Genomic DNA, 22,709 nt, shown 5'->3' with positions numbered 1-22,709 from the left:
GCGGTGGCGGAGACGGATGCGGAGGCGGTCGCGTCCAGGGGGTCGGCGGCCGGGGTCACGTCAGGCCCTCCGCTCGGTGCCGGCCGGCTCGGGCTTCGGCTGGGGCTGCGGCTCGAGCTCGGGCCCGGGCTCGGGCTGCGGTCGGGGTTCCGGCCGGCGCGCTCCGGCCGTCCGGTCGGCGCGCTCCGCAGCTGGCCGCCGTACGTACCCGGCCCAGGTCACGGCCAGGCACAGCAGATAGAAGGCGAGGAAGCCGGCGATGGCCGCGCTCGCGTCGCCCGTGTGCCGGTACGACTCGCGGAAGGCGAGGTTGATCGCCACGCCGCCCAGCGCGCCCACCGCTCCGGAGACGGCGATGACGGCACCGGAGAGCCTGCGCCCCTGGTTGCGGGCCTCGGCCGGGTCGGCGCCCGCCTCCACGGCGCTCTCGGCCCGCGCCGCGTAGAGGGCGGGGATCATCTTGTACGTCGACCCGTTGCCCAGCCCGGTGACGACGAACACCACGACGAAGACGGCGACGAACGCGGCGAACGATCCCGCCGCCGAGGCGGCCAGTACTCCCCCGGCGCCCACCGCCAGCGCGAGGAACGACCAGGCGGTCACCCGGGCCCCGCCGAACCTGTCGGCCATCCGGCCGCCCAGCGGCCGGGAGAGCGAGCCCAGCAGCGGTCCCAGAAAGGTGAGCGCCGCGGCCTGCGCCGGGCTCTTGCCGAACTCGTTCTGCAGCACCAGTCCGAAGGCGAAGCCGAAGCCGATGAAGGAGCCGAACGTCCCGATGTACAGCAGCGAGATGGTCCAGCAGTGGCGGTCGCGCACGGCGCTGCGGTAGGCGCCGTAGTCGGTACGGTTGGTGGCCAGGTTGTCCATCCGCCGGTGCGCCAGTCCGGCGGCCAGCAACAGGGCCGGGACGAACAGCAGCGGCAGCAGCTCCGGGTGCGCGGCCCCGGCGGTGGCCAGCACCGCCAGTCCGAGAAGCTGCACCGTGGCGACCCCGAGGTTGCCGCCCCCGGCGTTCAGCCCGAGCGCCCAGCCCTTCTCCCGCTCGGGGAAGAAGCCGTTGATGTTGACCATGGACGAGGCGAAGTTGCCCCCTCCCAGTCCGGAGACCGCCGCGCACAGCAGCAGCGCCCACAGGGGCGTCTCCGGCCGCCGCATCAAAACGGCCGCCAGCACCACCGGGACCAGCAGCGCCAGCGCGGACATCGTCGTCCAGGTGCGCCCTCCGAACCGGGTGACGGCGAATCCGTACGGCAGCCGGAGTACGGCGCCCACCAGGGAGACCAGCGAGACCAGCAGGAACTTCTGGTCCGGGGTGAGGGTGAAGCCCGCCTCGGGCGTCATGAACAGCACCAGCACCGACCACAGGCTCCACACCGCGAACCCGATGTGCTCGGCGAACACGGACAGCCACAGATTCCGCCGCGCAGTACGCCGCCCCTCGTCCGCCCAGAAGCCCGGGTCCTCGGGCTCCCATCGGGTGATCCACCGTGCGCTCACGTCGCCTCCTGTCCGCTGGAAGGAAGACCGACGCTAGGAGCCCGCTGTTACCGCCTCCGTGTCCGCGCGTAACGCGCAGGAAAGGGAGTGCTCACTGCGGCGCGGAGTCCGATGTGAGAACCGCGGCCCGCGCCCGCAGCGCGGTGAGCCCGGCAGCGACCGCCGGCTGCCGGGCGCTGCCGCGCCGCACCGCGGTCAGCACCCGCCGGGCCGGTGGTGTGCCGCCGCGCAGCGGAACCCGGGCGACATCCGGAAGGCCGGCGACCGAAACCAGCCTGGGCACCAGGCACACACCGAGCCCGTGCCCGATCATCTCCAGCACCACGGGCCACTCGTCCGAGTGGTGCACCCGGCGCGGTGAGAACCCCGCCGCCCCGCACAGGGTCTGGATCAGCCGGTCCTGGTCGTGGTGGGGCATGATCCAGTCGTCCTCGGCGGCAGCCGCCAGGTCGACCGGCCCCGAACCGGCCAGCGGGTGACCGCTCGGCACCACCAGGTCCAGGAAGTCGTCCATCAGCGGACGCTGCTCGAAGCGCGGATCGTCGGCGGTCGGGCTGTCGGGGTGCGGGGTGAGCACGGCGATGTCCGCCTGGTCGGCCAGCAGCCGCTGGTAGCTGAGCCGGGTGTCCGACTCGTTGATGCGGGCGTGGACGGGCGGGTCAGCGTCCCGCAGCTCGCGTGTCGTCGGCACCAGCAGGGAGGCCATGGCGGTGGCGAACCCCTCCAGCCGGAGCGTGCGGTCGCTGCCGCCCCCGTGTGCGGCCAGCTCGCCCCGGGCCCTCTCCCACTGGGTGTGCAGCACGTCCGCGTGGCGCAGCAGTACCCGTCCGGCGGGGGTGAAGCGCAGGATGCGCCCCTCCTGCCGCAGCAGTTCGGCGTCCACCTGCTGGGCCAGCTGACGCAGCTGCTGGGAGACGGCCGACGGGGACAGATGCAGCGCTCGGGCCGTGGCCGCCACGGTGCCCTCGGAGTGCAGTACGCGCAGGGTGTGCAGGAGCCGCAGATCAATCATGCGGCCATTCAAAACGATTATGTGCACAAAGATGCGATGGACGTGCACGTTCGCTACAGCTGACGCTGTCCGTATGGGCAAACTCCGTGACGTCGGCGGCGGCCGGTGCGCCATCTGTGGCTGGCCGCTGCACGACCCGTATCAGATCGCTTCCCGCCACCCCGTCGCCGCGGGCACCGTCGTCTACGCGCGCTGCGCCTGCGGCACCCTCCGCGTCTGGCTCCAGCAGCACCGGGGCGGCGACCGGCTGGTCGTCGGCGCCGGCAGCACCGCACGGGACACGGTGGCCCCACCGGAGGAGCCCGGTGGCCGCGTCGGCTGAACCCGCGCCCGGACCCGCCCCGGGTACGGTGCCCGCACCGCTGCTGGTCCTCGGCGCCGTCGTCAGCGTCCAGACCGGGCAGGCCCTCGGCAAGGGCCTGTTCGACGCCGTGGGCGGCCCGCTCGGCGCGGTGGCGCTGCGCCTGGGTCTGGCCGCGCTCCTCCTGCTGGCGCTCTGGCGCCCCCGTCTGCCCACCGACCGCCGCTCCCTGCTGCTCGTCCTCGCCCTGGGTACGGCCATCGCCGGGATGAACCTCTCCTATCTGGCCATGGACCACCTGCAGTTCGGTGTCGCCATGACGATCCAGCTCTCCGGCCCGCTCGCCGTCGCCTTGCTGACGTCCCGCCGCTGGTCCAACGCCGCCTGGGGCCTGCTGGCGGCGGCCGGGACGGCCCTGTTCGCCCTCCCGGGGGCGGGAGGGCAGCCGCTCTCCCCGGTGGGCACGGCCTGGGCGGTGGCCTCCGCGATCTCCATGGGCGCGTACCTGCTGCTGAGCAAGCGCACCAGCACCACGCTGAGCGGCAGCGGCCCGCTGGCCCTCGCCGTGTGCTGGGCCGCCGTGCTGACGCTGCCGTTCGGGCTGGCGCAGGCCGGGACCCGGCTCGCCGAGCCCCCCACCCTGCTGGCGGGACTGGGCGTGGCGCTCCTGTCGGCCGCGGCCCCCTACTCCCTCGAACTGGCGGCGCTGCGCCGCCTCCCCGCCCGCGTCGTGGGCGTGCTCCAGTCCCTGGAGCCGGTCGCCGCCGGCTGCGCGGGGCTCGTCCTGCTCGGCGAACACCTCACCACGCTCCAGTGGCTGGCCATCTGCTGCATCGCCCTCGCCTCGACCGGAACGGTCCTCGGGCACTGGGCCGGCGGGGTGGACGCGAAAAACTCGGCAGGGACCGATGAGTTCCGGCGTCGGGCCAGGTCTGTACTGACAAGCGTCATACCACCCACACCGGGAGATCCATCATGCAGCAGCCGCAGAAGATCAAGACGTTCCTCTGGTACGACGGGAAGGCGCGGGAGGCGGCGGAGTTCTACGTCTCCCTCTTCGACAACTCCCGTATCCGGGGCGTCACCCACTACACCGAGTCGTCCCCCGGCGAGACCGGATCGGTGATGACGGTCGACTTCGAGCTGGCCGGAGTGCAGTTCGTGGCTCTCAACGGCGGTCCCGAGTTCTCCTTCACCGAGGCCATGTCGCTCCAGGTGGACTGCGACTCGCAGGAGGAGGTGGACACCCTCTGGACGAAGCTGTCGGCCGACGGCGGCGAGGAAGGGCCGTGCGGCTGGCTCAAGGACAAGTACGGGGTGTCCTGGCAGATCGTGCCGCGCCGGCTGTTCGAGCTGCTCGACGAGACGGCGCCGAAGCAGGCGGACGCCGTCGTCCAGGCGATGCTCGGCATGCACAAGCTCGACATCGCCGGCCTGGAGGCCGCCGCCAAGGTGTGAGGGCTTCGGCCCCGCCCCTTGCCGCGGCCCCGTGCCGCGCGCGCCCGCCCCGCGGTGCGGGGTACGGCCGTTTCGCGCGTGCGGCCCGCTTGTGCGCGCCCTCCCCCGGCCCGCGGCCGGGAGGTCTCCCGGCCCGGGGGACGGCTGGGCACAAGCGGGCGAGCCGTCACGGACGGTTGCTCGCCGCCACCCAGCGTTCGAGGGCGGCCCGGGCCGCGCCCGAGTCGATGGACTCGGCGGCCCGCTCCATGCCCGCCGCGATCTGCTCGTGCAGCGGGACGGAGCTCGGCGAGAGCGCCGCCAGCGCGGCGGCGGAGTTGAGCAGCACGGCGTCCCGCACGGGGCCGTGCTCCCCCTCCAGCAGCCGCCGCGCCACATCGGCGTTGTAGGCGGCGTCCGCGCCGCGCAGCGCCTCGACGGGCACCAGCTCGATACCCACGTCGCGCGGGTCGAAGCTCTCCTCCCGTACGGCGCCGTCCCGCACGACCCACACGGTGGACGTCGCCGTCGTCGTCAGTTCGTCCAGCCCGTCGTCCCCGCGGAAGACCAGCGCCGAGGAGCCCCGCGCCGCCAGCACCCCCGCGATGATCGGCGCCATCCTGGCGTCGGCCACTCCCGTCGCCTGCGCGGCGACCCGGGCCGGGTTGGTGAGCGGGCCGAGGAAGTTGAAGGGGGTGGGAACGCCCAACTCCTTGCGGGCGACGCCCACATGCCGCAGCGCCGGGTGGAACTTGACCGCGAAGCAGAAGGTGATGCCCGCCTCCTCCGCCATCTCGGCGACCCGTCCGGGCGACAGCTCCAGGTTGACGCCCAGCTTCTCCAGGACGTCCGAGGCGCCGCTGGCGCTGCTCGCCGCGCGGTTGCCGTGCTTGACGACCTTGACGCCGGTACCGGCCACCACGATCGCCGACATGGTGGAGATGTTGACGGTCTTCGCCCGGTCGCCGCCCGTACCGACGATGTCGACGGCCGGGCCGGGAACCTCGATGGTCCGGGCGTGCTCGTACATCGCCTGCACCAGGCCGGAGATCTCCTCGACGGTCTCGCCCTTGGCCCGCAGCGCCACGGCGAAGCCGGCGATCTGCACATCGCTGGCCTCGCCCCGCATGATCCGGTCCATCGCCCAGGCGGTGGCGTCCGCGCTCAGGTCCTCCCCGGCCAGCAGCGTGCTCAGTACGTCGGGCCAGGTACGCGCCGCCATGGTGTCGCCTCCGGCGGGGGTAGCAGCGCTCATGGTGACCACTTCCTGGCAATAGACCGACGCGTTGGTGCGGCCACCCTACCGAGTCCGCCGACCGGGCCGAGCCACTGTTCGGCCCGTGAACAGGCGCCCTCCGTCGCCGGGCACACAGCCGGGAGGGGCCCACGGGGCAGTGCCCGTGGACCCCTCCCGATGTGGCGGATCCAGCTGTGCGAACCGGTCGCTGACGTGGGCGTCAGTGGTGCCCGTGTCCGCTCTCGATCTCCTGGTACTCCTCGCGGGTGGGCTTGGGGATCTGTCCCGACTCCCCGAAGTAGCCCTTGGAGAGCCTGGCCCGCAGCTTCTGCCCGCGGGAGACCTTCCGCTCGACGCCGTTCTCGTCCGCCAGCGGACCGATCTCCACCGGCTGGTACTGGTCGTGCGCGGTGAGCGTGTGCAGGTGCTCCTGCGACAGCGGCTCGTGGATCTCGACGAACTCACCGTGCGGCAGCCGCTTGATGGTGCCGGTCTCCCGGCCGTGCAGCACCTTCTCCCTGTCCTTGCGCTGCAGCCCCAGACAGATGCGCCTGGTGACCCAGAAGACCAGGACGGGCAGGACGAAGAACGCGATGCGCACGAACCAGGTGATCGCGTTGATCGACAAGTGGAAGTGCGTCGCCCACAGGTCGTTGCCGCCACCGACGAGGAGCACGAAGTACCAGGTGATCCACGCCGCACCGAACCCGGTACGCGTCGGCGCGTTGCGCGGCCGGTCCGCGATGTGGTGCTCGCGCTTGTCCCCGGTCACCCATGCCTCGATGAAGGGATACATGGCGATGACGACGAGCACCAGCGGGAAGACGATCACGAGCGGGATGGCCACGCCGAGCGCCAGCGTATGACCCCACAGGTTGATCTCCCAGCCAGGCATCACCCGGATCAGGCCCTCGGAGAAGCCCATGTACCAGTCGGGCTGGGCGTTGGTCGACACCTGGTCCGGCCGGTAGGGCCCGAGCACCCAGATCGGGTTGATGGTGAACAGCGCCGCGATGGCCGAGATCACACCGAAGACCAGGAAGAAGAAGCCTCCGGCCTTGGCCATGTAGACCGGCAGCAGCGGCATACCGACCACATTGGTGTTCTTGCGGCCGGGACCGGCGAACTGGGTGTGCTTGTGGTAGAAGACCAGGATCAGATGTGCCACCAGCAGCCCGAGCATGATGCCCGGCAGCAGCAGGATGTGGATCGAGTAGAACCTGGCCACGAAGTCGTCGCCGGGGAACTCCCCGCCGAACAGGAACATCGACAGATAGGTGCCCACGATCGGCACGGACAGGATCGCGCCCTCCATGAACCGGACACCGGTACCGGAGAGCAGGTCGTCCGGGAGCGAGTAGCCGGTGAAGCCGGTGAACATGCCCAGCACGAAGAGCAGGAACCCGAAGACCCAGTTGACCTCGCGCGGCTTGCGGAACGCCCCCGTGAAGAAGACGCGCATCATGTGCACGAACATCGCCGCGAGGAAGATCAGCGCCGCCCAGTGGTGGATCTGCCGCACGAGCAGACCACCGCGTACGTCGAAGCTGATGTCCAGCGTCGAGGCGAACGCCTCCGACATCCGCACACCGTGCATCGGCGTGTAGGAGCCGTGGTACTCCACCTCGGCCATCGACGGGTGGAAGAACAGCGTCAGATAGACGCCGGTCAGGATGATGATGATGAAGCTGTAGAGCGCGACCTCACCCAGCATGAAGGACCAGTGGTCCGGGAAGATCTTGCGCATGTTGGCCTTGGCCAGGCTGTAGAGGCCCAGCCGTCCGTCGGCCCAGTCGGCGACCCGCTCGCCCGCGGGTGCCTTCTTCTTGCCCTCGGCAGCCGCGCTGCCCGGGGTATCGGTTCCAGTACTCATCCGCGCTCCCAGAAGGCCGGACCGACGGGCTCCGCGAAGTCGCCCTGCGCTTCGAGGTAGCCGTCCTTGTTGACGCTGATGTTGAGCTGCGGCAGCGGATGGCCGGCGGGTCCGAAGAGCACGCGCGCACCGTCGGCGAGGTCGAACGTCGACTGGTGGCACGGGCACAGGACGTGGTGGGTCTGCTGCTCGTAGAGGCTGACGGGGCAGCCGACGTGCGTGCAGATCTTGGAGAAGGCGACGATGCCCTCGTGCGACCAGTCCAGCTCGCGCTTGTCCTTGATGTCGCTCGGCTCCAGCCGGACGATCATCAGGGCCGCCTTGGCGATCTCCGTCTGGAACTCGTGGCTGTCCTCCTCCAGGCCCTCGGGCTTGGCGAAGGTGAGCGACCCGACGGCGATGTCCTCGGGGCGCAGCGGCTCGTTGGTGTTCTCGTTGACGAGCAGCTTGCCCTTGGCCCAGGCGGTGTGCCGCAGCTTGTCCTTCGGCATCGGGCCCAGGTCGCGCAGCAGGACGACACCGGAGAGCGGCACCAGGGCCACGGCACCGAACATCGTGTTGCGGATGAGCTTCCGGCGGCCGAGGGCCGACTCCTTGGCGCCCTGCTTGAAGTCGGAGATGACCTTCTCGCGGACCTCCGGAGGAGCGGCGATGGGGTGCCGCTCGTCGACCATCTCCTCGTCGGACATCAGGGTGCGCGCCCAGTGGACGGCACCGGCGCCGATGCAGAAGAGGGCGACACCGAGGGTGAGGCCGAGCGCCAGGTTCAGCGCGCTGACGCGCCCGAGAGGCCAGACATAGACGATCTCGTCGATCGGGAAGGCCACGAAGGAGGCGATGAAGCCCACCGTGGCCAGCATGGACAGCGTGAAGAGGAAGGCGACGGTGCGCTCGGAGCGCTTGGCCGCCCGCTCGTCGATGTCCTGGATGCGGTGCTCGTGCGGCGGCAGTCCCGGATCCGCGAAGGGATCGGACTTGGCCACCTGAGCCCCGTGGGCTTCTTCCTGCGCGGCAGGCAGGTTCTCGTCTGACACGTTCTCGTCTGGTCCAGTCTGGCTACTCATGACTTCTTGGCCTTTGCAGTCCGAGCGGCGACCCAGACGGCGACAGCGATCAGCGCGCCGAGGCCGAAGATCCAGGCGAACATGCCCTCGGCGACGGGGCCGAAGCCACCGAGCTTGAACCCGCCCGGGCTCTCCGACTTCTCGCCGTTGACCTCCTTCACGTACGCGACGATGTCCCGCTTGTCCTTCTCGGGAAGCGCACCGTCGGTGAAGGACGGCATGTTCTGGGGGCCGGTCTGCATGGCCTCGTAGATGTGCTTTTCGGAGACACCGCTGAGGTCGGGCGCGTACTTGCCGTGTGTGAGGGCGCCGCCCTCACCGGTGAAGTTGTGGCACTGCGCACAGTTGGTGCGGAAGAGTTCCCCACCCCTGGCCACGTCCGCACCGCTCGGGTCGTACATGTCCTTGGTGGGTGTGCTCGGGCCGGAGCCGAGCGAGGCGACGTACGCGGCGAGCTGGTTGATCTCGTCCTGGTCGTAGATCCTCTTCTTCTTGGGCACCTGGGCGCCGGGCTGCTGCGCCGGCATCCGGCCGGTGCCGACCTGGAAGTCCACCGCCGCGGCCCCGACACCGACCAGGCTGGGACCGTCGCTGGTCCCCTGGCCGCCGGTTCCGTGGCAGCTGGAGCACCCGGTGGCGTAGAGCTTCTTGCCCTCCTCGATGGCGAGGGACTTACTCGACTCCTGCTCGGCCTTGGCCTCACCCGCGGGAGCGAACGCGGTGTACAGCCCCCCGGTGGCCGCCAGCGCGAAGAGTAGAACGACAAGCGCCGCCAGCGGATGGCGCCGTCGTGCGGAGAGCTTTTTCACGGATTACCCCGGTGTCAGGATCTTCTCGTCGATGCGTGTCTGTCCGTCTGTTCCGTAGTCCGCCTGTGCGGTACGGCGCGCGGCGGTGCCGCGTACGTCCGGTTACCGGATCAGGTAGATCGTGGCGAAGAGGCCGATCCAGACGACATCGACGAAGTGCCAGTAGTAGGACACGACGATGGCGGCGGTGGCCTGGTGGTGAGTGAACCGCCTGGCCGCATAGGTGCGCCCCAGGACGAACAGGAAGGCGATGAGACCGCCTGTCACGTGCATCCCGTGGAAACCGGTGGTCAGGTAGAACACCGATCCGTACGGACTCGAGGAGAGTGAGGTGCCCTCCTTGACCAGCTCCGTGTACTCGAAGACCTGGCCGCCGATAAAGATCGCACCCATGATGAAGGTGACGATGAACCACGCGCGGAGCTTCTTCACGTCACCGCGCTCGGCAGCGAAGACGCCGAGCTGACAGGTGAGCGAGGAGAGCACCAGGATCGTGGTGTTCGTCGCCGCGAAGGGAAGGTTCAGCTCAGACGCATGCTCCTTCCAGTACTCGGCACCGGTCACCGACCTCAGGGTGAAGTACATCGCGAAGAGGGCCGCGAAGAACATCAGCTCGGAACTCAGCCAGATGATGGTTCCGACGCTGGTGAGGTTCGGCCGGTTGACCGATGGGTGCGCGTGCCCGGTTTCTACTGCTGTTGCTGTCGCCACGACCGACATTATGTCGGTCGCTTATCCCGGCCTCACTTCGGGGGGTCCCGTTCGGTGTGTCCGTACCCGACGCCCGCCCCGTGTCCAGCGAAGACGGCACGCACGTGCCCCCGTTACGGGCCCGTACCGGTGCGTGCTGACCGCTGTTGACGGTGCGTCGGAGGGAGTAGCATCCGAGCGGCGCCACCGTGGAAACATGGCTACGAGCCGCCCGGTGCGTCACGGTTCGCCCGATACGGACGCGGAGGAACGATGCAGCCGACCGCCACGGTGCTGGTCTACAGCGACAACGCCACCACCCGCGAGCAGGTGCGGCTCGCCGGGGGGCGCCGACCCGCCACCGACGTGCCCGAGGTCCGGTACGTGGAGTGCGCGACCCTGCCGGCCGTGCTCGCCACGCTGGAGGAACTGCACGTGGACGCGTGTGTGCTGGACGGGGAGAGCGCCCCGGCCGGTGGCATGGGCGTGTGCCGGCAGATCAAGGACGAGATCTTCGACTGCCCGCCGGTGCTGCTGCTGATCGGCAGGCCGCAGGACGCCTGGCTGGCGACCTGGAGCCGGGCCGAGGCGACCGTCTCGCACCCGGTGGACCCGGTGGCGCTGGCCGACGCGCTGGCCGGGCTGCTGCGGGACCGCACCGCCGAGAAGAGCCTCGCCACCACCTGAGCACCGGGTCGGGGCCGAGCAGGCAGTGTCGCGCCCGGCTGTCCTCCGAACGGGGGACAGCCGGGCGCGTCGTCGTTGTCACGCCGTTCTCGTCACACCGGGGACGGGTCACACCTGGGGGCGGAGCCGCGCGATGTCCGCGGGGCCGCTGCCGACCGGCTCGTCCTTGTGGACGGCGCTGCCGGCGCGCCACTTCTTCCACTCCAGGTTCCAGTCCCCGAAGCCGTTGCCGAAGGGGGCCATCTTCTCGCCCGCTGTGTTGACGTGCTGGACGATGTCGCCCTGGCGGACGTTCTTGAAGAACCACTTGGCGTTGGCGCTGCTCATGCCGGTGCAGCCGTGACTGGTGTTGGAGACGCCCTGGGAGCTGACCGACCAGGGGGCGCCGTGCACGTACTCGCCGCTGTTGGTGAGCCGGGTGGCCCAGTAGACCGGCAGGTCGTAGAAGTCCGAGGCGCCGATGCTGGCGCTCGTCATCCGCACGAAGGGCTCCTTGGTGAGGATCACCTTGATGCCGTTGCGGGTCTCGTAGCCCGCCTTGCCCGTGGTGACGGGTATGGAGCGGACGGTCTTGCCGTTCTTCTTGACGGTCATCACCAGTGAGGAGGCGTCCGTGATCGCTTCTATTCGGTCGCCGGTCTTCATCCGAACGGGTTCGGCCTTGCCGCCGTACAGCCCGTCGCGCACCTTCAGGCCCTGGAGCGAGGAACGGAGGGTGATGGAGGCGTGGGCGGGCCAGTAGGAGCGGGGCCGGTAGTGCAGCTCCTTGCTGTTCACCCAGTGCCAGGCCCCCTCCACATGGGGCCTGGACTTCACCTTCAGTGCCCGCTCGACCAGCTCGCGCTGCTTGTGGCCCTTGATGGGCCGGCTCAGCTCCGCCGTGAGGGGCTGTCCGACGCCGTAGGTGCCGTTGTCCGGGCCCAGCTTGACCTTCAGGTGCTTGGAGGCGGGCTTGGTCTCGAAATGCATCGTGCGGCGCCCTGGAGCGCCCTCGTCGTTCTCCGTGCTGACCCGGAGGGTGTAGCGCGCTCCGGCGGCCAGCGATCCGGTGCTGTGCCAGCGCTTGCCGTCGGCGGACATCTCGCCGGGCAGCGCGCGGCCCTTCGTGTCGGTGGCGAGGACGTCGGTGAGGGTGTCGCCGTGCTGGGCGGTGATCTCCAGCGGCTTCTCGGGGTCGACGTCCTTGCTGTCGGCGTCGGCGTTGACGGCGACCACGTCGGTGGCGTCGTAGGGGGCGGAGGCGAGCGAGCTGTCACCGGTGCTGCCGCTGCCGCAGGCGGCGAGCCCCACGGAGAGGGGCGCCAGCAGCAGGGCGCAGCTCTTGACCATCCGGCGCTTGTGCTTACGGGACAGGGTTCGGGGGGTGAGGACCCCCTGCGCTATCGCGGTGCGTGGGATGTGACTCATGCGCCCAAAATATGAAGAATCGTCAATTCGGGCGCGCTGGGTGCGTACAAACGGGTCGGCCCCCCGGAGTGTCGGGGGGCCGATCCTTGCGTTTTTCGGTTGTCCGGTCCTGCTCGTCCGGTGCCGCGGTGGCTACTGGGTGCGGTTCTCACCGTGGTAGTACTCGAACACCCAGCCGAACAGGCCGATCAGCAGCAGCGGTGCCGAGACGTACACCAGCCACCAGCCGAGGGCCACGCCCCCGAAGGCGAAGGCGCCACCGAGGCCCAGCACGAGCGGCTGCCAGCTGTACGGGCTGAAGAAGCCCAGCTCACCGGCGTCGTCCGCGACATCGGCCTCCCGGTTGTCCTGAGCTCCGGTGTCGACCCGGCGCGCGGTGAACGCCAGGTAGTAGCCGATCATGATGGACAGACCGAAGGCCAGGAAGAGGCCCGTGGTACCCACCGGCTCCTTCGACCAGAGTCCGTAGGTGATGGCGACCGCCAGCAGGAAGACCGACAGCCACAGGAACATCTTGCCCTGGATCTTCACTTCCCGGCCTCCTTGCTGCCGGCGAGCGCCTTCTCTTCCCTGTCCACGTTCTCCAGCTCATCGAGCGCGGAGATCTCCGGGTGGTGCAGGTCGAAGGCCGGGGATTCGGAGCGGATACGGGGCAGGGTGAGGAAGTTGTGCCGCGGGGGCGGGCAGCTTGTCGCCCATTCGAGCGAACGGCCGTAGCCCCACGGGTCGTCGACCTCGATCTTCTCGCCGTACTTGTGCGTCTTCCACACGTTGTAGAAGAACGGCAGCAGCGACATGCCCAGCAGGAACGAGCTGATGGTGGAGATGGTGTTCAGCGCGGTGAAGCCGTCGGCGTGCAGGTAGTCGGCGTACCGGCGCGGCATGCCCTCGGCGCCCAGCCAGTGCTGCACCAGGAAGGTGCCGTGGAAGCCGATGAACAGCGTCCAGAAGGTGATCTTGCCGAGCCGCTCGTCGAGCATCTTGCCGGTGAACTTCGGCCACCAGAAGTGGAAGCCGGCGAACATCGCGAAGACCACGGTGCCGAAGACGACGTAGTGGAAGTGCGCGACGACGAAGTACGAGTCGGAGACGTGGAAGTCCATCGGCGGCGAGGCCAGGATGACACCGGTCAGACCACCGAAGGTGAAGGTGATCAGGAAGCCGATGGTCCACAGCATCGGTGTCTCGAAGGACAATGACCCCTTCCACATCGTGCCGATCCAGTTGAAGAACTTCACACCTGTCGGTACGGCGATCAGGAACGTCATGAACGAGAAGAACGGCAACAGCACGCCGCCCGTGACGTACATGTGGTGCGCCCAGACCGTCACCGACAGACCGGCGATGGCGATGGTCGCGCCGATCAGACCGATGTAGCCGAACATCGGCTTACGGCTGAAGACCGGGATGACCTCCGAGACGATGCCGAAGAACGGCAGCGCGATGATGTACACCTCGGGATGGCCGAAGAACCAGAAGAGGTGTTGCCACAGCAGCGCCCCTCCGTTGGCCGAGTCGAAGATGTGCGCCCCGAACTTCCGGTCGGCCTCCAGGGCGAACAGCGCGGCGGCCAGCACCGGGAAGGCCAGCAGCACCAGCACACCGGTGAGCAGCACGTTCCAGGTGAAGATCGGCATGCGGAACATCGTCATACCGGGGGCGCGCATGCAGATGATCGTGGTGATGAAGTTGACCGAGCCGAGGATCGTGCCGAAGCCGGAGAGGGCCAGACCCATGATCCACATGTCGGCACCGACGCTCGGGGAGCGGACCGCGTCCGACAGCGGCGAGTAGGCGAACCACCCGAAGTCGGCCGCGCCCTGCGGGGTGAGGAAGCCACCCACCGCGATCAGCGAACCGAAGAGGTAGAGCCAGTAGGCGAACATGTTCAGCCGCGGGAAGGCCACATCCGGTGAACCGATCTGCAGCGGCATGATCCAGTTCGCGAAGCCGGCGAACAGCGGGGTGGCGAACATCAGCAGCATGACCGTGCCATGCATGGTGAACGCCTGGTTGAACTGCTCGTTCGACATGATCTGCATACCCGGGCGGGCGAGCTCGGCGCGCATGAAGAGCGCCATGACGCCGCCGATGCAGAAGAAGACGAACGACGTGATCAGGTACAGGCTGCCGATCTTCTTGTGGTCCGTCGTCGTCATCCAGTCGACAACGACCTGGCCGGGCCGCTTACGGCGTCCAGGGGTTGTTGTCGCCTCAGCCGTTGCGGCGGCGGCACCCTGGGGTTCGTTGAGGATGCTCACGGGTTATTCGTCTCCGCATTCTTGGCGCCGCCCGTGGTGGCGGTACCCGCCGGGATGTAGCCGGTCTGGCCCTTCTTCGCCAGATCCTCCAGGTGCTTTTGGTAGCGCTCCGGGGAGACGACCTTCACGTTGAAGAGCATCCGGGAGTGGTCGACGCCGCACAGCTCGGCACACTTGCCCCTGAAGGTGCCCTCCTTGTTGGGAGTCACCTCGAAGCGGTTGACATGGCCCGGGATGACGTCCTGCTTCATCAGGAACGGCAGGACCCAGAAGGAGTGGATGACGTCGCGGGAGGTCAGGATGAACTGGACCTTCTCCCCCTTGGGCAGCCACAGGGTCGGACCCGGGTTGCCGTTCTGCGGGTTCTTGTCGGCCGGGGTACCGACCGTGTGGACGCCCTCGGCACCCTTGGGGAAGCCCTTGGCCATCCGGTCCGGGATGGCGCTCAGCTCCTTGTCCAGCGCCTTGCGCGTGTTGACGTCCGTGTTGGGATCGCCGTCCACGTCCTCGACGTAGTTGAAGCCCCAGCTCCACTGGTAACCAACGACGTTGATGACGTGCGTGGGCTTGTTGGACGTCGCCAGAAGCTTTGTCTCGTCCCGGGCCGTGAAGTAGAACAACACCGAGATGATGATGATCGGAACCACGGTGTACAGGCCCTCGATGGGCATGTTGTACCGGGTCTGCGGGGGGATCTCGACCTTGGACCGGGAGCGCCGGTGGAAGATGACGCTCCACAGGATCAGACCCCACACCAGCACGCCTACGGCGAGCGCGGCCGCCCAGGAGCCCTGCCACAGGGAGAGGATCCGCGGCGCCTCGTCCGTGACCGGGGTGGGCATGCCGAGGCGGGGGAAGTCCTTTGATGTGCAACCGGTCGCGGTCGCCAGGACCAGGCCCGCGGCCAGCGCCTGCTGCAGCTTCCGCCGCATCGGGCGCCGCGACGAGCGGTCGGAGCCGTTGGGACTCACGTAGCGCCTTCCCGAGAGTCTCGCCCGCGTCGGTCGGGCGCGGCCCTCTTACGTGGTCGGGCGCCGGCCCAGGCGCGGGCAGGGGTTTGGATGTTTATGCGGACCAAACCCTAGCCGACGCCATTTGGGGTCGCGCGGGGAGGGGGCGTAACGCGCCGCGCGCCACCCTGATGGGGTGGAATGCCTCCCCGGCACGCCCGAACTGACGCTGTGCAGGCCGGTTCCCGGTCGGCTCCCGGCCCGCTCCGGGGCGGTCTTGGCGCCCGGTTCGCGCGGTGCGGGTGCGGCGGTAGCGTACAAGTGTGTCCTATTTCGATGCCGCCTCCTCGCTCCCGCTCCACCCCGTCGCCCGGCAGGCGCTGCTGGCGTCGGTGGACGAGGGCTGGGCCGATCCCGCCCGCCCGCACCGGGAGGGCCGACGCGCGCGGATGCTGCTGGACGCGGCGCGCGAGACCGCGGCCGAGGCCGTCGGATGCCGCCCGGACGAACTGCGGTTCACCTCTTCGGGTACCCAGGCGCTGCACACCGGGATCAGGGGGGTGCTGGCGGCGCGCCGCCGTGCCGGACGGCGGCTGGTCGTCTCGGCCGTCGAACACTCCGCTGTGCTGCACACCGCCGAGGCCCACGAGCGCTCCGGCGGCCTGGTGCGGGAGGTCGGCGTCGACCGCACGGGACGGGTGGAGGCACAGGAGTGGAATCAGGCGCTCGGCGAGGACTGCGCGCTGGCCTGTCTGCAGTCCGCCAACCACGAGGTCGGTACGGTCCAGCCGGTCGCGGAGGCCGCCGAGGCCTGCGCCGAGGCGGGCGTGCCGCTGCTGGTGGACGCGGCGCAGTCGCTGCCCTGGGGGCCCGTGGAGGGGCCGTGGTCGCTGCTGACCGGGAGCGCCCACAAGTGGGGCGGCCCGGCCGGGGTGGGGCTGCTCGCCGTCCGCAAGGGGGTGCGCTTCGCTCCGACCGGGCCGGTGGACGAACGGGAGCGGGGAGCCGCGCCCGGCTTCGAGAACATCCCCGCCGTGGTCGCCGCCGCCGCCGCGCTGCGGGCCGTACGGGCCGAGGCCGACGCGGAGGCCGCCCGGCTGCGGGCCCTCGTCGACCGGATCAGGGCCCGGGTGCCGGAGCTGGTGCCGGACACCGAGGTCGTCGGCGACCCCGTTCGGCGGCTCCCGCACCTGGTGACCTTCTCCTGTCTGTACGTGGACGGCGAGGCCCTGCTGCACGCGCTGGACACCGCCGGCTACTCGGTCTCCAGCGGCTCGTCGTGCACCTCCAGCACGCTGACCCCGAGCCATGTGCTGCGGGCCATGGGCGTGCTGTCCGAGGGCAACGTGCGGGTGTCGCTGCCCCCGGGGACGGCCGAGAGCGAGGTGGACCGGTTCCTGGAGGCGCTGCCCGGGGCCGTCGAGGGCGTACGGGCACATCTGGGCATCGGCGCCCGGGCCGAGCCCGCCGACCGCGGCGCGGCGGAGGCGGAGGTCACCGTCGACGCGCGGGGCAAGCTGTGCCCGCTGCCCGTGATCGAGCTGGCCAAGGTGATCGAGGACGTGCCTGCCGGGGGTGTCGTCCGGGTGCTCGCCGACGACGAGGCCGCCCGGCTCGACATCCCCGCCTGGTGCGAGATGACGGGGCACGCCTTCGAAGGGGTGGAGGGCGTCGAGTACCGGGTGCGGCGCACGGCACCCCGTCGCGGGGCGTGACCGGGCGGGGCGTTCACAAAAAGGCTCCCGAGGGGATGTAAGGGGTCGGGGGGCGCAGGCCGCGGAAGCAGACGAAGCCCTCGGCGCGCAGCTCCAGCCCGGCCCGGAGTCCGACGTCCACGGCCCACTGCTGCTCGGCGGTGATGTCGTGCACCTCCACCGCGACCCCCTCCCCCACTCCGAGCAGCGCCGCGCTCAGCACCCGGGTGGCGAGCCGTCGCGAGGTGGCGCCCAACAGGGCGACCTTGGCGCCGTCGGAGTCGTCGCCGATGTAGCAGTAGCCGCTGCCGGCCAGGTCGTCCGCGACGACCAGCCGGTGGTGCCGCAGCAGGAAGTCGTGGTCGGGCCCGTGGGCGCCGCCCCGCAGCCGCCGGTCGACGGAGTCGAGCAGGTCCCGGTCGCGCGGGCCGCCCTCGACCGCGGCGCCCTCGACCTCCCCCAGCCCCGCCCGGTCGACGACGCCGCTCATCCGGATGGTGGGGTGCAGTGCGAATCCGGCCTGCCGGTACACCCGGGCGGCGGCGGGGTGCCGGGAGCAGCAGATGATGCCGCGCAGGCAGCCGCGTCCGTACTCCAGCGTGCGCTGCAGCAGTGCGCTTCCGACCCCCTTGCCCTGGGCCCCGGGCAGGACGGCCAGCAGCGCGAGGCCCCAGGTGCCCTCGCGGATGTGGGACTGGGCCACGCCGATGGCCTGGCCGGTCCGGTCCTCGGCGAGCCAGCTGCCCGCCGGGTCGTGCCGGGCGATGTGCAGGACCTTCTCCCGGCTGCGCGCCGCACGTGCCGCCGAGGGCGGGTTCGGCGGAGTGTCGCCCTTGAGGGCGTGCGAGGCCCCGAACGCCGCCTCGGCCAGCTTCCGTACGGTCTCCGCGTCGTCCTGGGTGTCCCTGACAGGTCGCAGCAGCATCCGCGCACCGTACGGCGCTGCCAGGGGCCGCCTCAACGGGGTTGCTGGGCTACGGGAGGGCCAGCATGCGCTCCAGCGCCAGCTTGGCGTACTTCTCCGTCTCCGCGTCGACCTCGATCCGGTTGACGACGTTGCCGTCGGCCAGCGACTCCAGGGCCCACACCAGGTGCGGCAGGTCGATGCGGTTCATCGTCGAGCAGAAGCAGACGGTGCGGTCGAGGAAGACGATCTCCTTGTCCTCGGCGGCGAAGCGGTTGGCCAGCCGCCGTACGAGGTTGAGCTCGGTGCCCACGGCCCACTTGGAGCCGGCGGGAGCGGCTTCCAGGGCCTTGATGATGTACTCCGTGGAGCCGACCTGGTCCGCCGCGGCGACGACCTCGTGCTTGCACTCGGGGTGCACCAGCACATTGACGCCCGGGATGCGCTCGCGCACCTCGCGCACCGACTCCAGCGAGAAGCGGCCGTGCACCGAGCAGTGGCCGCGCCACAGGATCATCTTGGCGTCACGCAGCTGCTGCGCGGTCAGACCGCCGTTCGGCTTGTGCGGGTTGTAGACGACGCAGTCGTCCAGCGTCATGCCCATCTCCCGCACGGCGGTGTTGCGGCCGAGGTGCTGGTCGGGGAGGAAGAGCACCTTCTCCCCTTCACCGAAGGCCCACTCCAGGGCCCGTTCGGCGTTGGAGGAGGTGCATATGGTGCCGCCGTGCCGGCCGGTGAACGCCTTGATGTCGGCGGAGGAGTTCATGTAGGAGACCGGGACCGTGGTGTCGGCGACCCCGGCCTCGGCCAGGACGTCCCAGCACTCGGCCACCTGTTCGGCGCTGGCCATGTCCGCCATCGAGCAGCCGGCCGCCAGGTCGGGGAGGACGACCTGCTGGGCCTGGGAGGTGAGGATGTCGGCGGACTCGGCCATGAAGTGCACGCCGCAGAAGACGATGTACTCGGCCTCGGGGCGGGCCGCGGCGTCCCGGGCCAGCTTGAAGGAGTCACCGGTCACATCGGCGAACTCGATGACCTCGTCGCGCTGGTAGTGGTGGCCGAGCACGAAGACGCGGTCGCCGAGCTTCTCCTTCGCGGCGCGCGCACGGGCCACCAGGTCCGGGTCGGAGGGGGCGGGAAGGTCGCCGGGGCACTCGACTCCGCGCTCGCTCTTGGGGTCGGCCTCGCGGCCGAGCAGCAGCAGTGCGAGCGGGGTCGGCTGTACGTCCAGCGGCTGGGCGGCACTCACAGGACCAGCCCTTTCTGTGGCTCGGTTCGACGCTCGGGTACGGCTCCGCGTCGGATTCTCGTCTAAGTGACGTTATCTATCATAACCGCTTCACGTCACTTTGACGATGGCCATCGCGTCGATGTGACGCATTCCCAGTCGCTCCGGCTGTGTGCGAGCATGAAGTGACCACTCCTGGAATGAATCCGGGATGCCGTCGGTTGAGCCGACGGTAAGAGAGCAGTCCGTACAACCCGGGAGAGAAGCAGATGTCCGTTTCGGACGAGACCGCTGTAAGCGAGGGCATCATCCTGTCCGACGCCGCCGCGGCGAAGGTCAAGAGCCTGCTTGAGCAGGAAGGCCGCGAAGACCTGGCGCTGCGCGTCGCCGTCCAGCCGGGTGGCTGCTCCGGCCTGCGGTACCAGCTCTTCTTCGACGAGCGCTCGCTCGACGGCGACGTGGTCAAGGAGTTCGACGGCGTCAAGGTCGTCACCGACCGGATGAGCGCCCCCTACCTCGGCGGCGCCTCCATCGACTTCGTCGACACCATCGAGAAGCAGGGCTTCACGATCGACAACCCGAACGCCACCGGCTCCTGCGCCTGCGGCGACTCCTTCAACTGAGCCACCCGCGGTCAGCCGCTGCCGACCGCTCCAAGCCGTGACAAGGGCGGCGGACTCCCCCCACCAGGAGTCCGCCGCCCTTGTCGTTCCCGGGAGCGGCGCCGGTCACTTGCGGGGCAGCTGCTTGCCGTCCCGCGCGTCCAGCACCTTGCGGTCGCCCAGCTTCTTGTCGAGCTCCACCTCGACCGTCTGCCGCTTGGCGATCTTGACGCAGACGTTCTTGCCGTCCTTCTTCTTCTCGGCCTCGATCTTGACCTTCACCTCGGAGCCGGACTCCTCGGCGGTGGCCTTGTAGGTGTGACACACCCCGCCCCAGAAGGTCAGCTTCAGGGTGCGGCCCGCCACCCGGTAGGACTCGGCAGCCTGTACGGCCTTCGCACCGCCCGAGCCAAGATCGCCGCTGCCCGGCTTCCCGGGGTGACCGGAGGTCTTCGAGGGCTTGAGATGCTCCGGCTTCACCGCCGGATGGGTGACCTCCATATCACCGCCACCGGGCCGCTTCACCTCGTAGATCCACGCCGGGACGAGCAGCGGCTTGCCCTGCGAGCGCTCCAGCGAGAGTCCGAAGACCGCGTCGCCGATCTTCGTCGGCTCCTTCCCCTGCTCGCCCTCGCCCGCGTGACCGCCCCGCGACTGGCTCGCCTTGTTCAACTGGTCCAGCGTCGCCGTGGCGCTCTGCACCGGGTAGACCGCGCCCTTGCGGGTCTGGTTCCAGCTGCCCTGCGCCCGGGTGACGGACCCCTTGTCGTCCACCACGAAGGTGCTGTCCCAGCCGTGCGTCGGCATGCCGGCGACCTTGGGCGAGGCGGTGACCGTACGGGTGCCGCCGACCGCCGATCCGGCGTCCAGCTCGGCGTCCTTGAGACCGAGAGCGCGCAGCGCCGGGCGTACCGCGTCCTTCGCCTCGGCGGCGGAGAGGGGCTTTCCGCCCGGTGCGGGATCAGGCTCGGCGTCCAGCGGAACGGTGTCGCCGTTCTGGTACGTCCACGCGCCGCCGGCGGCCCCACGCTCCGCGGTCAGCCGGGGACCCTTGCCCTGGCCGCCACCCGCCTGCCAGCGGCCCTCCTCGGCCTTGACGCCGCCCTTGACCTTCAGCGCCTCGGCGAGCTTCGCCACCTGCCCCCGGCTCACGTCGTGCCCGGGCTTGCGGACGGCCGCGGACTCGGGGCCGTCCGGCAGTTCACCCTCGGCGCGATAGCCCCGCGGGCCCATCGGCTCACCGGGGGCGATGCCCTCACCGCTGTCCCGTGCCGAGGTGGCGGTGCCGTCCAGCGCCAGCTTCGGAGGGCCGTCGGCGCGCGCGCCGCCCGCCGCGTTGTCCGAGCCGGCGCCCCGGCCCGACCCGCCCGCATCACCGTCGAAGGCGGAGGACGCCCAGTACGCGCCGCCCCCGCCGGCCACCAGAACCGCGGCGGCCACAGCGACGACGGAGAGCTGCCGCCGCCTGCTCCGGGGCGCCGGCCGGCCCTCGGTCTCGGAGGACTGGTCTGTACTCACCGAAAACTCCTTTGGCTCCGCGTCCACGAGGCCCCTGCCCGAGGGGGGCTTCCGCCCTCCCTCATGCGGGGGACGTGAGTGGGACGGCCCCCGGAAGCGGACGGTTCCCGACCGGGGCTCCGCGACGCGGCCGGGCCCGGTCAGTCGCCGTACTCGGACATCCCTTCCAGCAGCCGCGCGGAGCGCACCGGCACACGGACGCCGCGCAACGACGAGAACGCGACAGGGCGCCGCTCCTGGGGCACCGAGCACGCGGCGGCCCAGTGCGGAACCATCCGTGCGCAGTCGCCGAGCAGTTGTTCCATCGACTCATGCTCGGCGTATCCGGCCGGGAAAGGCGCTGTTTTCCACATGAGGATCACGCTACGCATCGGATGAGCTGCCCGGAAGACCCTACTATGAGGTAGTTGTGTCCTGTTCGACTCCGGGGACCCAGCGGGTAGCGTGGCGAGCGCCTTCCCCTCGTGCGCTGGGCGTACGGGGGTACCCGATGTCTCTCAGGAGCAGAATTCGTCGTGCGTATCGCAGTCTGCGGCTCCATCGCAAACGACCACCTGATGACCTTCCCGGGGCGCTTCTCCGACCAACTGGTCGCCGACCAGTTGCACACGGTCTCGCTCTCCTTCCTCGTCGACCGCCTCGACATCCGCCGAGGCGGCGTCGGCGCCAACATCGCCTTCGGCATGGGCCAACTCGGCGTCCGGCCGGTCCTCGTCGGCGCGGCGGGAGAGGACTTCGAGGAATACCGCGCCTGGCTCGAACGCCACGGCGTGGACACGGAGTCCGTGCACATCTCCGAAGTCGCGCACACCGCACGGTTCGTCTGCACCACGGACGCGGACAACAACCAGATCGGCTCGTTCTACACCGGCGCCATGAGCGAGGCCCGGAACATCGAACTCCAGCACGTCGCCGACCGCGTCGGCCGACTCGACCTGGTGCTCATCGGGGCCGACGACCCCGAGGGCATGATGCGCCACACCGAGGAGTGCCGCACCCGCGGCATCCCCTTCGCCGCCGACTACTCGCAGCAGATCGCGCGTATGGACGGCGAGGGCATCCGCAACCTCACCGACGGCGCCACCTATCTCTTCTCGAACGAGTACGAGAAGGAACTGATCGAGACCAAGACCGGCTGGAGCGACGAGGAAGTGCTCCAGCGGGTCGGTACCCGCGTCACCACGCTCGGCAAGAAGGGCGCCCGCATCGACCGGGCGGGCCAGGAGCCGATCGTGGTCGGCGTCGCCGAGGAGAAGCAGAAGGCCGACCCCACGGGGGTCGGCGACGCCTTCCGCGCCGGGTTCCTCTCCGGACTCGCCTGGGGCGTCAGCCTGGAGCGGGCCGCGCAGGTCGGGTGCATGCTGGCGACTCTCGTCGTGGAGACGGTGGGTACGCAGGAGTACGAGTTGAAGCGCGTGCACTTCATGGAGCGCTTCACCAAGGCCTACGGCCATGATGCCGCCACCGAAGTGCAGGCTCACCTCTCCTGAGGGCCAGTGGATGGGGGCCCACTCCTGGGCCCCCTCCCTGGTGTTGGG

21 protein-coding genes and 1 pseudogene are annotated in these 22,709 nt (G+C 69.9%); 7 read left to right on the top strand and 15 right to left on the bottom strand.

The features are described from left to right. Positions 1-60: 60 nt before the first annotated feature. Complete coding sequence (locus KBY19_RS23360; protein ID WP_210966628.1) at positions 61-1,497, bottom strand: NarK/NasA family nitrate transporter; 1,437 nt, start codon at positions 1,495-1,497, stop codon at positions 61-63. A 91-nt stretch (positions 1,498-1,588) separates the two neighbouring features. Then, the gene (locus KBY19_RS23355; RefSeq protein ID WP_185016669.1) at positions 1,589-2,509 is read right to left on the bottom strand and encodes a LysR family transcriptional regulator; all 921 of its coding nucleotides are present in this window, start codon (positions 2,507-2,509) and stop codon (positions 1,589-1,591) included. Between the two features lie 73 nt (positions 2,510-2,582). Here KBY19_RS23355 and KBY19_RS23350 point away from each other — a divergent pair, with 73 nt between their 5' ends. The 3 genes and pseudogenes from KBY19_RS23350 to KBY19_RS23340 all read left to right on the top strand — a co-directional run bounded on the left by KBY19_RS23350 (position 2,583) and on the right by KBY19_RS23340 (position 4,268). Then, positions 2,583-2,831, top strand: a complete 249-nt coding sequence (locus KBY19_RS23350; RefSeq protein WP_099880003.1) for a hypothetical protein — start codon at positions 2,583-2,585, stop codon at positions 2,829-2,831. 247 nt (positions 2,832-3,078) lie between these two features. Beyond that, positions 3,079-3,648 (top strand): annotated as a pseudogene (locus tag KBY19_RS37320) (DMT family transporter); the annotation flags it as partial. Between the two features lie 137 nt (positions 3,649-3,785). Then, positions 3,786-4,268 carry a VOC family protein gene (locus KBY19_RS23340; RefSeq protein WP_210957629.1) on the top strand — a complete coding sequence of 161 codons (483 nt, stop codon included), beginning with the start codon at positions 3,786-3,788 and terminating at the stop codon, positions 4,266-4,268. Between the two features lie 166 nt (positions 4,269-4,434). On the opposite strand, the gene trpD is transcribed toward KBY19_RS23340, so the two are convergent. The 5 genes from trpD to KBY19_RS23315 all read right to left on the bottom strand — a co-directional run bounded on the left by trpD (position 4,435) and on the right by KBY19_RS23315 (position 9,950). Further along, positions 4,435-5,502: an anthranilate phosphoribosyltransferase gene (gene trpD, locus KBY19_RS23335; RefSeq protein WP_099880010.1), complete on the bottom strand. Its 1,068-nt coding sequence runs from the start codon at positions 5,500-5,502 to the stop codon at positions 4,435-4,437. A 202-nt stretch (positions 5,503-5,704) separates the two neighbouring features. Next, positions 5,705-7,357 carry a ubiquinol-cytochrome c reductase cytochrome b subunit gene (locus tag KBY19_RS23330; RefSeq protein WP_099880012.1) on the bottom strand — a complete coding sequence of 551 codons (1,653 nt, stop codon included), beginning with the start codon at positions 7,355-7,357 and terminating at the stop codon, positions 5,705-5,707. Further along, a complete protein-coding gene (locus KBY19_RS23325; protein WP_099880014.1) occupies positions 7,354-8,421 on the bottom strand; it encodes a ubiquinol-cytochrome c reductase iron-sulfur subunit in 1,068 nt (355 codons plus the stop codon). The genes KBY19_RS23330 and KBY19_RS23325 overlap by 4 nt, the downstream gene beginning before the upstream one ends. After that, complete coding sequence (locus tag KBY19_RS23320; protein ID WP_099880016.1) at positions 8,418-9,230, bottom strand: c-type cytochrome; 813 nt, start codon at positions 9,228-9,230, stop codon at positions 8,418-8,420. The genes KBY19_RS23325 and KBY19_RS23320 overlap by 4 nt, the downstream gene beginning before the upstream one ends. 102 nt (positions 9,231-9,332) lie before the next feature. Continuing rightward, on the bottom strand, positions 9,333-9,950 hold the full coding sequence (locus KBY19_RS23315) for a heme-copper oxidase subunit III (RefSeq protein ID WP_099880018.1): 618 nt from the start codon (positions 9,948-9,950) through the stop codon (positions 9,333-9,335). 243 nt (positions 9,951-10,193) lie between these two features. On the opposite strand from KBY19_RS23315, the gene KBY19_RS23310 reads away from it, so the two are divergent. Next, positions 10,194-10,607 carry a hypothetical protein gene (locus tag KBY19_RS23310; RefSeq protein ID WP_099880020.1) on the top strand — a complete coding sequence of 138 codons (414 nt, stop codon included), beginning with the start codon at positions 10,194-10,196 and terminating at the stop codon, positions 10,605-10,607. 108 nt (positions 10,608-10,715) lie between these two features. On the opposite strand, the gene KBY19_RS23305 is transcribed toward KBY19_RS23310, so the two are convergent. The 4 genes from KBY19_RS23305 to coxB form a co-directional block, all read right to left on the bottom strand. Then, complete coding sequence (locus tag KBY19_RS23305) at positions 10,716-12,014, bottom strand: Ig-like domain-containing protein (RefSeq protein ID WP_185016671.1); 1,299 nt, start codon at positions 12,012-12,014, stop codon at positions 10,716-10,718. A gap of 132 nt (positions 12,015-12,146) precedes the next feature. After that, positions 12,147-12,545, bottom strand: coding sequence for a cytochrome c oxidase subunit 4 (locus KBY19_RS23300; RefSeq protein WP_099880022.1), 399 nt, complete (start codon positions 12,543-12,545; stop codon positions 12,147-12,149). Further along, positions 12,542-14,275, bottom strand: coding sequence for a cytochrome c oxidase subunit I (gene ctaD / locus KBY19_RS23295; protein WP_099880024.1), 1,734 nt, complete (start codon positions 14,273-14,275; stop codon positions 12,542-12,544). The genes KBY19_RS23300 and ctaD overlap by 4 nt, the downstream gene beginning before the upstream one ends. Continuing rightward, positions 14,272-15,246 (bottom strand): cytochrome c oxidase subunit II, encoded by a 975-nt coding sequence (coxB, locus tag KBY19_RS23290; protein ID WP_099880026.1) that lies wholly within the window; start codon positions 15,244-15,246, stop codon positions 14,272-14,274. Before coxB ends, ctaD begins: the two co-directional genes overlap by 4 nt. A 302-nt stretch (positions 15,247-15,548) precedes the next feature. Between coxB and KBY19_RS23285 the strand changes: the two genes are divergently transcribed. Beyond that, complete coding sequence (locus KBY19_RS23285; RefSeq protein ID WP_099880028.1) at positions 15,549-16,940, top strand: cysteine desulfurase/sulfurtransferase TusA family protein; 1,392 nt, start codon at positions 15,549-15,551, stop codon at positions 16,938-16,940. A gap of 13 nt (positions 16,941-16,953) precedes the next feature. Here the strand turns inward: KBY19_RS23285 and KBY19_RS23280 are convergent, their stop codons facing one another. Both KBY19_RS23280 and nadA read right to left on the bottom strand, forming a co-directional pair. Beyond that, positions 16,954-17,844, bottom strand: coding sequence for a GNAT family N-acetyltransferase (locus KBY19_RS23280; RefSeq protein WP_210966627.1), 891 nt, complete (start codon positions 17,842-17,844; stop codon positions 16,954-16,956). Between the two features lie 49 nt (positions 17,845-17,893). Then, the gene (gene nadA, locus KBY19_RS23275) at positions 17,894-19,072 is read right to left on the bottom strand and encodes a quinolinate synthase NadA (RefSeq protein ID WP_099880032.1); all 1,179 of its coding nucleotides are present in this window, start codon (positions 19,070-19,072) and stop codon (positions 17,894-17,896) included. Positions 19,073-19,320: 248 nt separating this feature from the next. Between nadA and erpA the strand changes: the two genes are divergently transcribed. Continuing rightward, positions 19,321-19,674 (top strand): iron-sulfur cluster insertion protein ErpA, encoded by a 354-nt coding sequence (gene erpA, locus KBY19_RS23270; protein ID WP_099880034.1) that lies wholly within the window; start codon positions 19,321-19,323, stop codon positions 19,672-19,674. Between the two features lie 105 nt (positions 19,675-19,779). Here erpA and KBY19_RS23265 read toward each other — a convergent pair whose 3' ends face one another. Continuing rightward, a complete protein-coding gene (locus KBY19_RS23265) occupies positions 19,780-21,171 on the bottom strand; it encodes a hypothetical protein (RefSeq protein WP_210966626.1) in 1,392 nt (463 codons plus the stop codon). 140 nt (positions 21,172-21,311) lie between these two features. Then, positions 21,312-21,524: a hypothetical protein gene (locus KBY19_RS23260; protein WP_099886439.1), complete on the bottom strand. Its 213-nt coding sequence runs from the start codon at positions 21,522-21,524 to the stop codon at positions 21,312-21,314. 162 nt (positions 21,525-21,686) lie between these two features. Between KBY19_RS23260 and KBY19_RS23255 the strand changes: the two genes are divergently transcribed. Further along, a complete protein-coding gene (locus tag KBY19_RS23255) occupies positions 21,687-22,661 on the top strand; it encodes a carbohydrate kinase family protein (RefSeq protein ID WP_099880038.1) in 975 nt (324 codons plus the stop codon). The last annotated feature ends 48 nt before the right edge of the window (positions 22,662-22,709 follow it).

This window comes from Streptomyces sp. B15, from assembly GCF_018070605.1.
Taxonomy (GTDB): domain Bacteria; phylum Actinomycetota; class Actinomycetes; order Streptomycetales; family Streptomycetaceae; genus Streptomyces; species Streptomyces smyrnaeus.
Note: the sequence above shows the minus strand (reverse complement) of the source record. Positions and strands in the feature narration are given on the sequence as shown.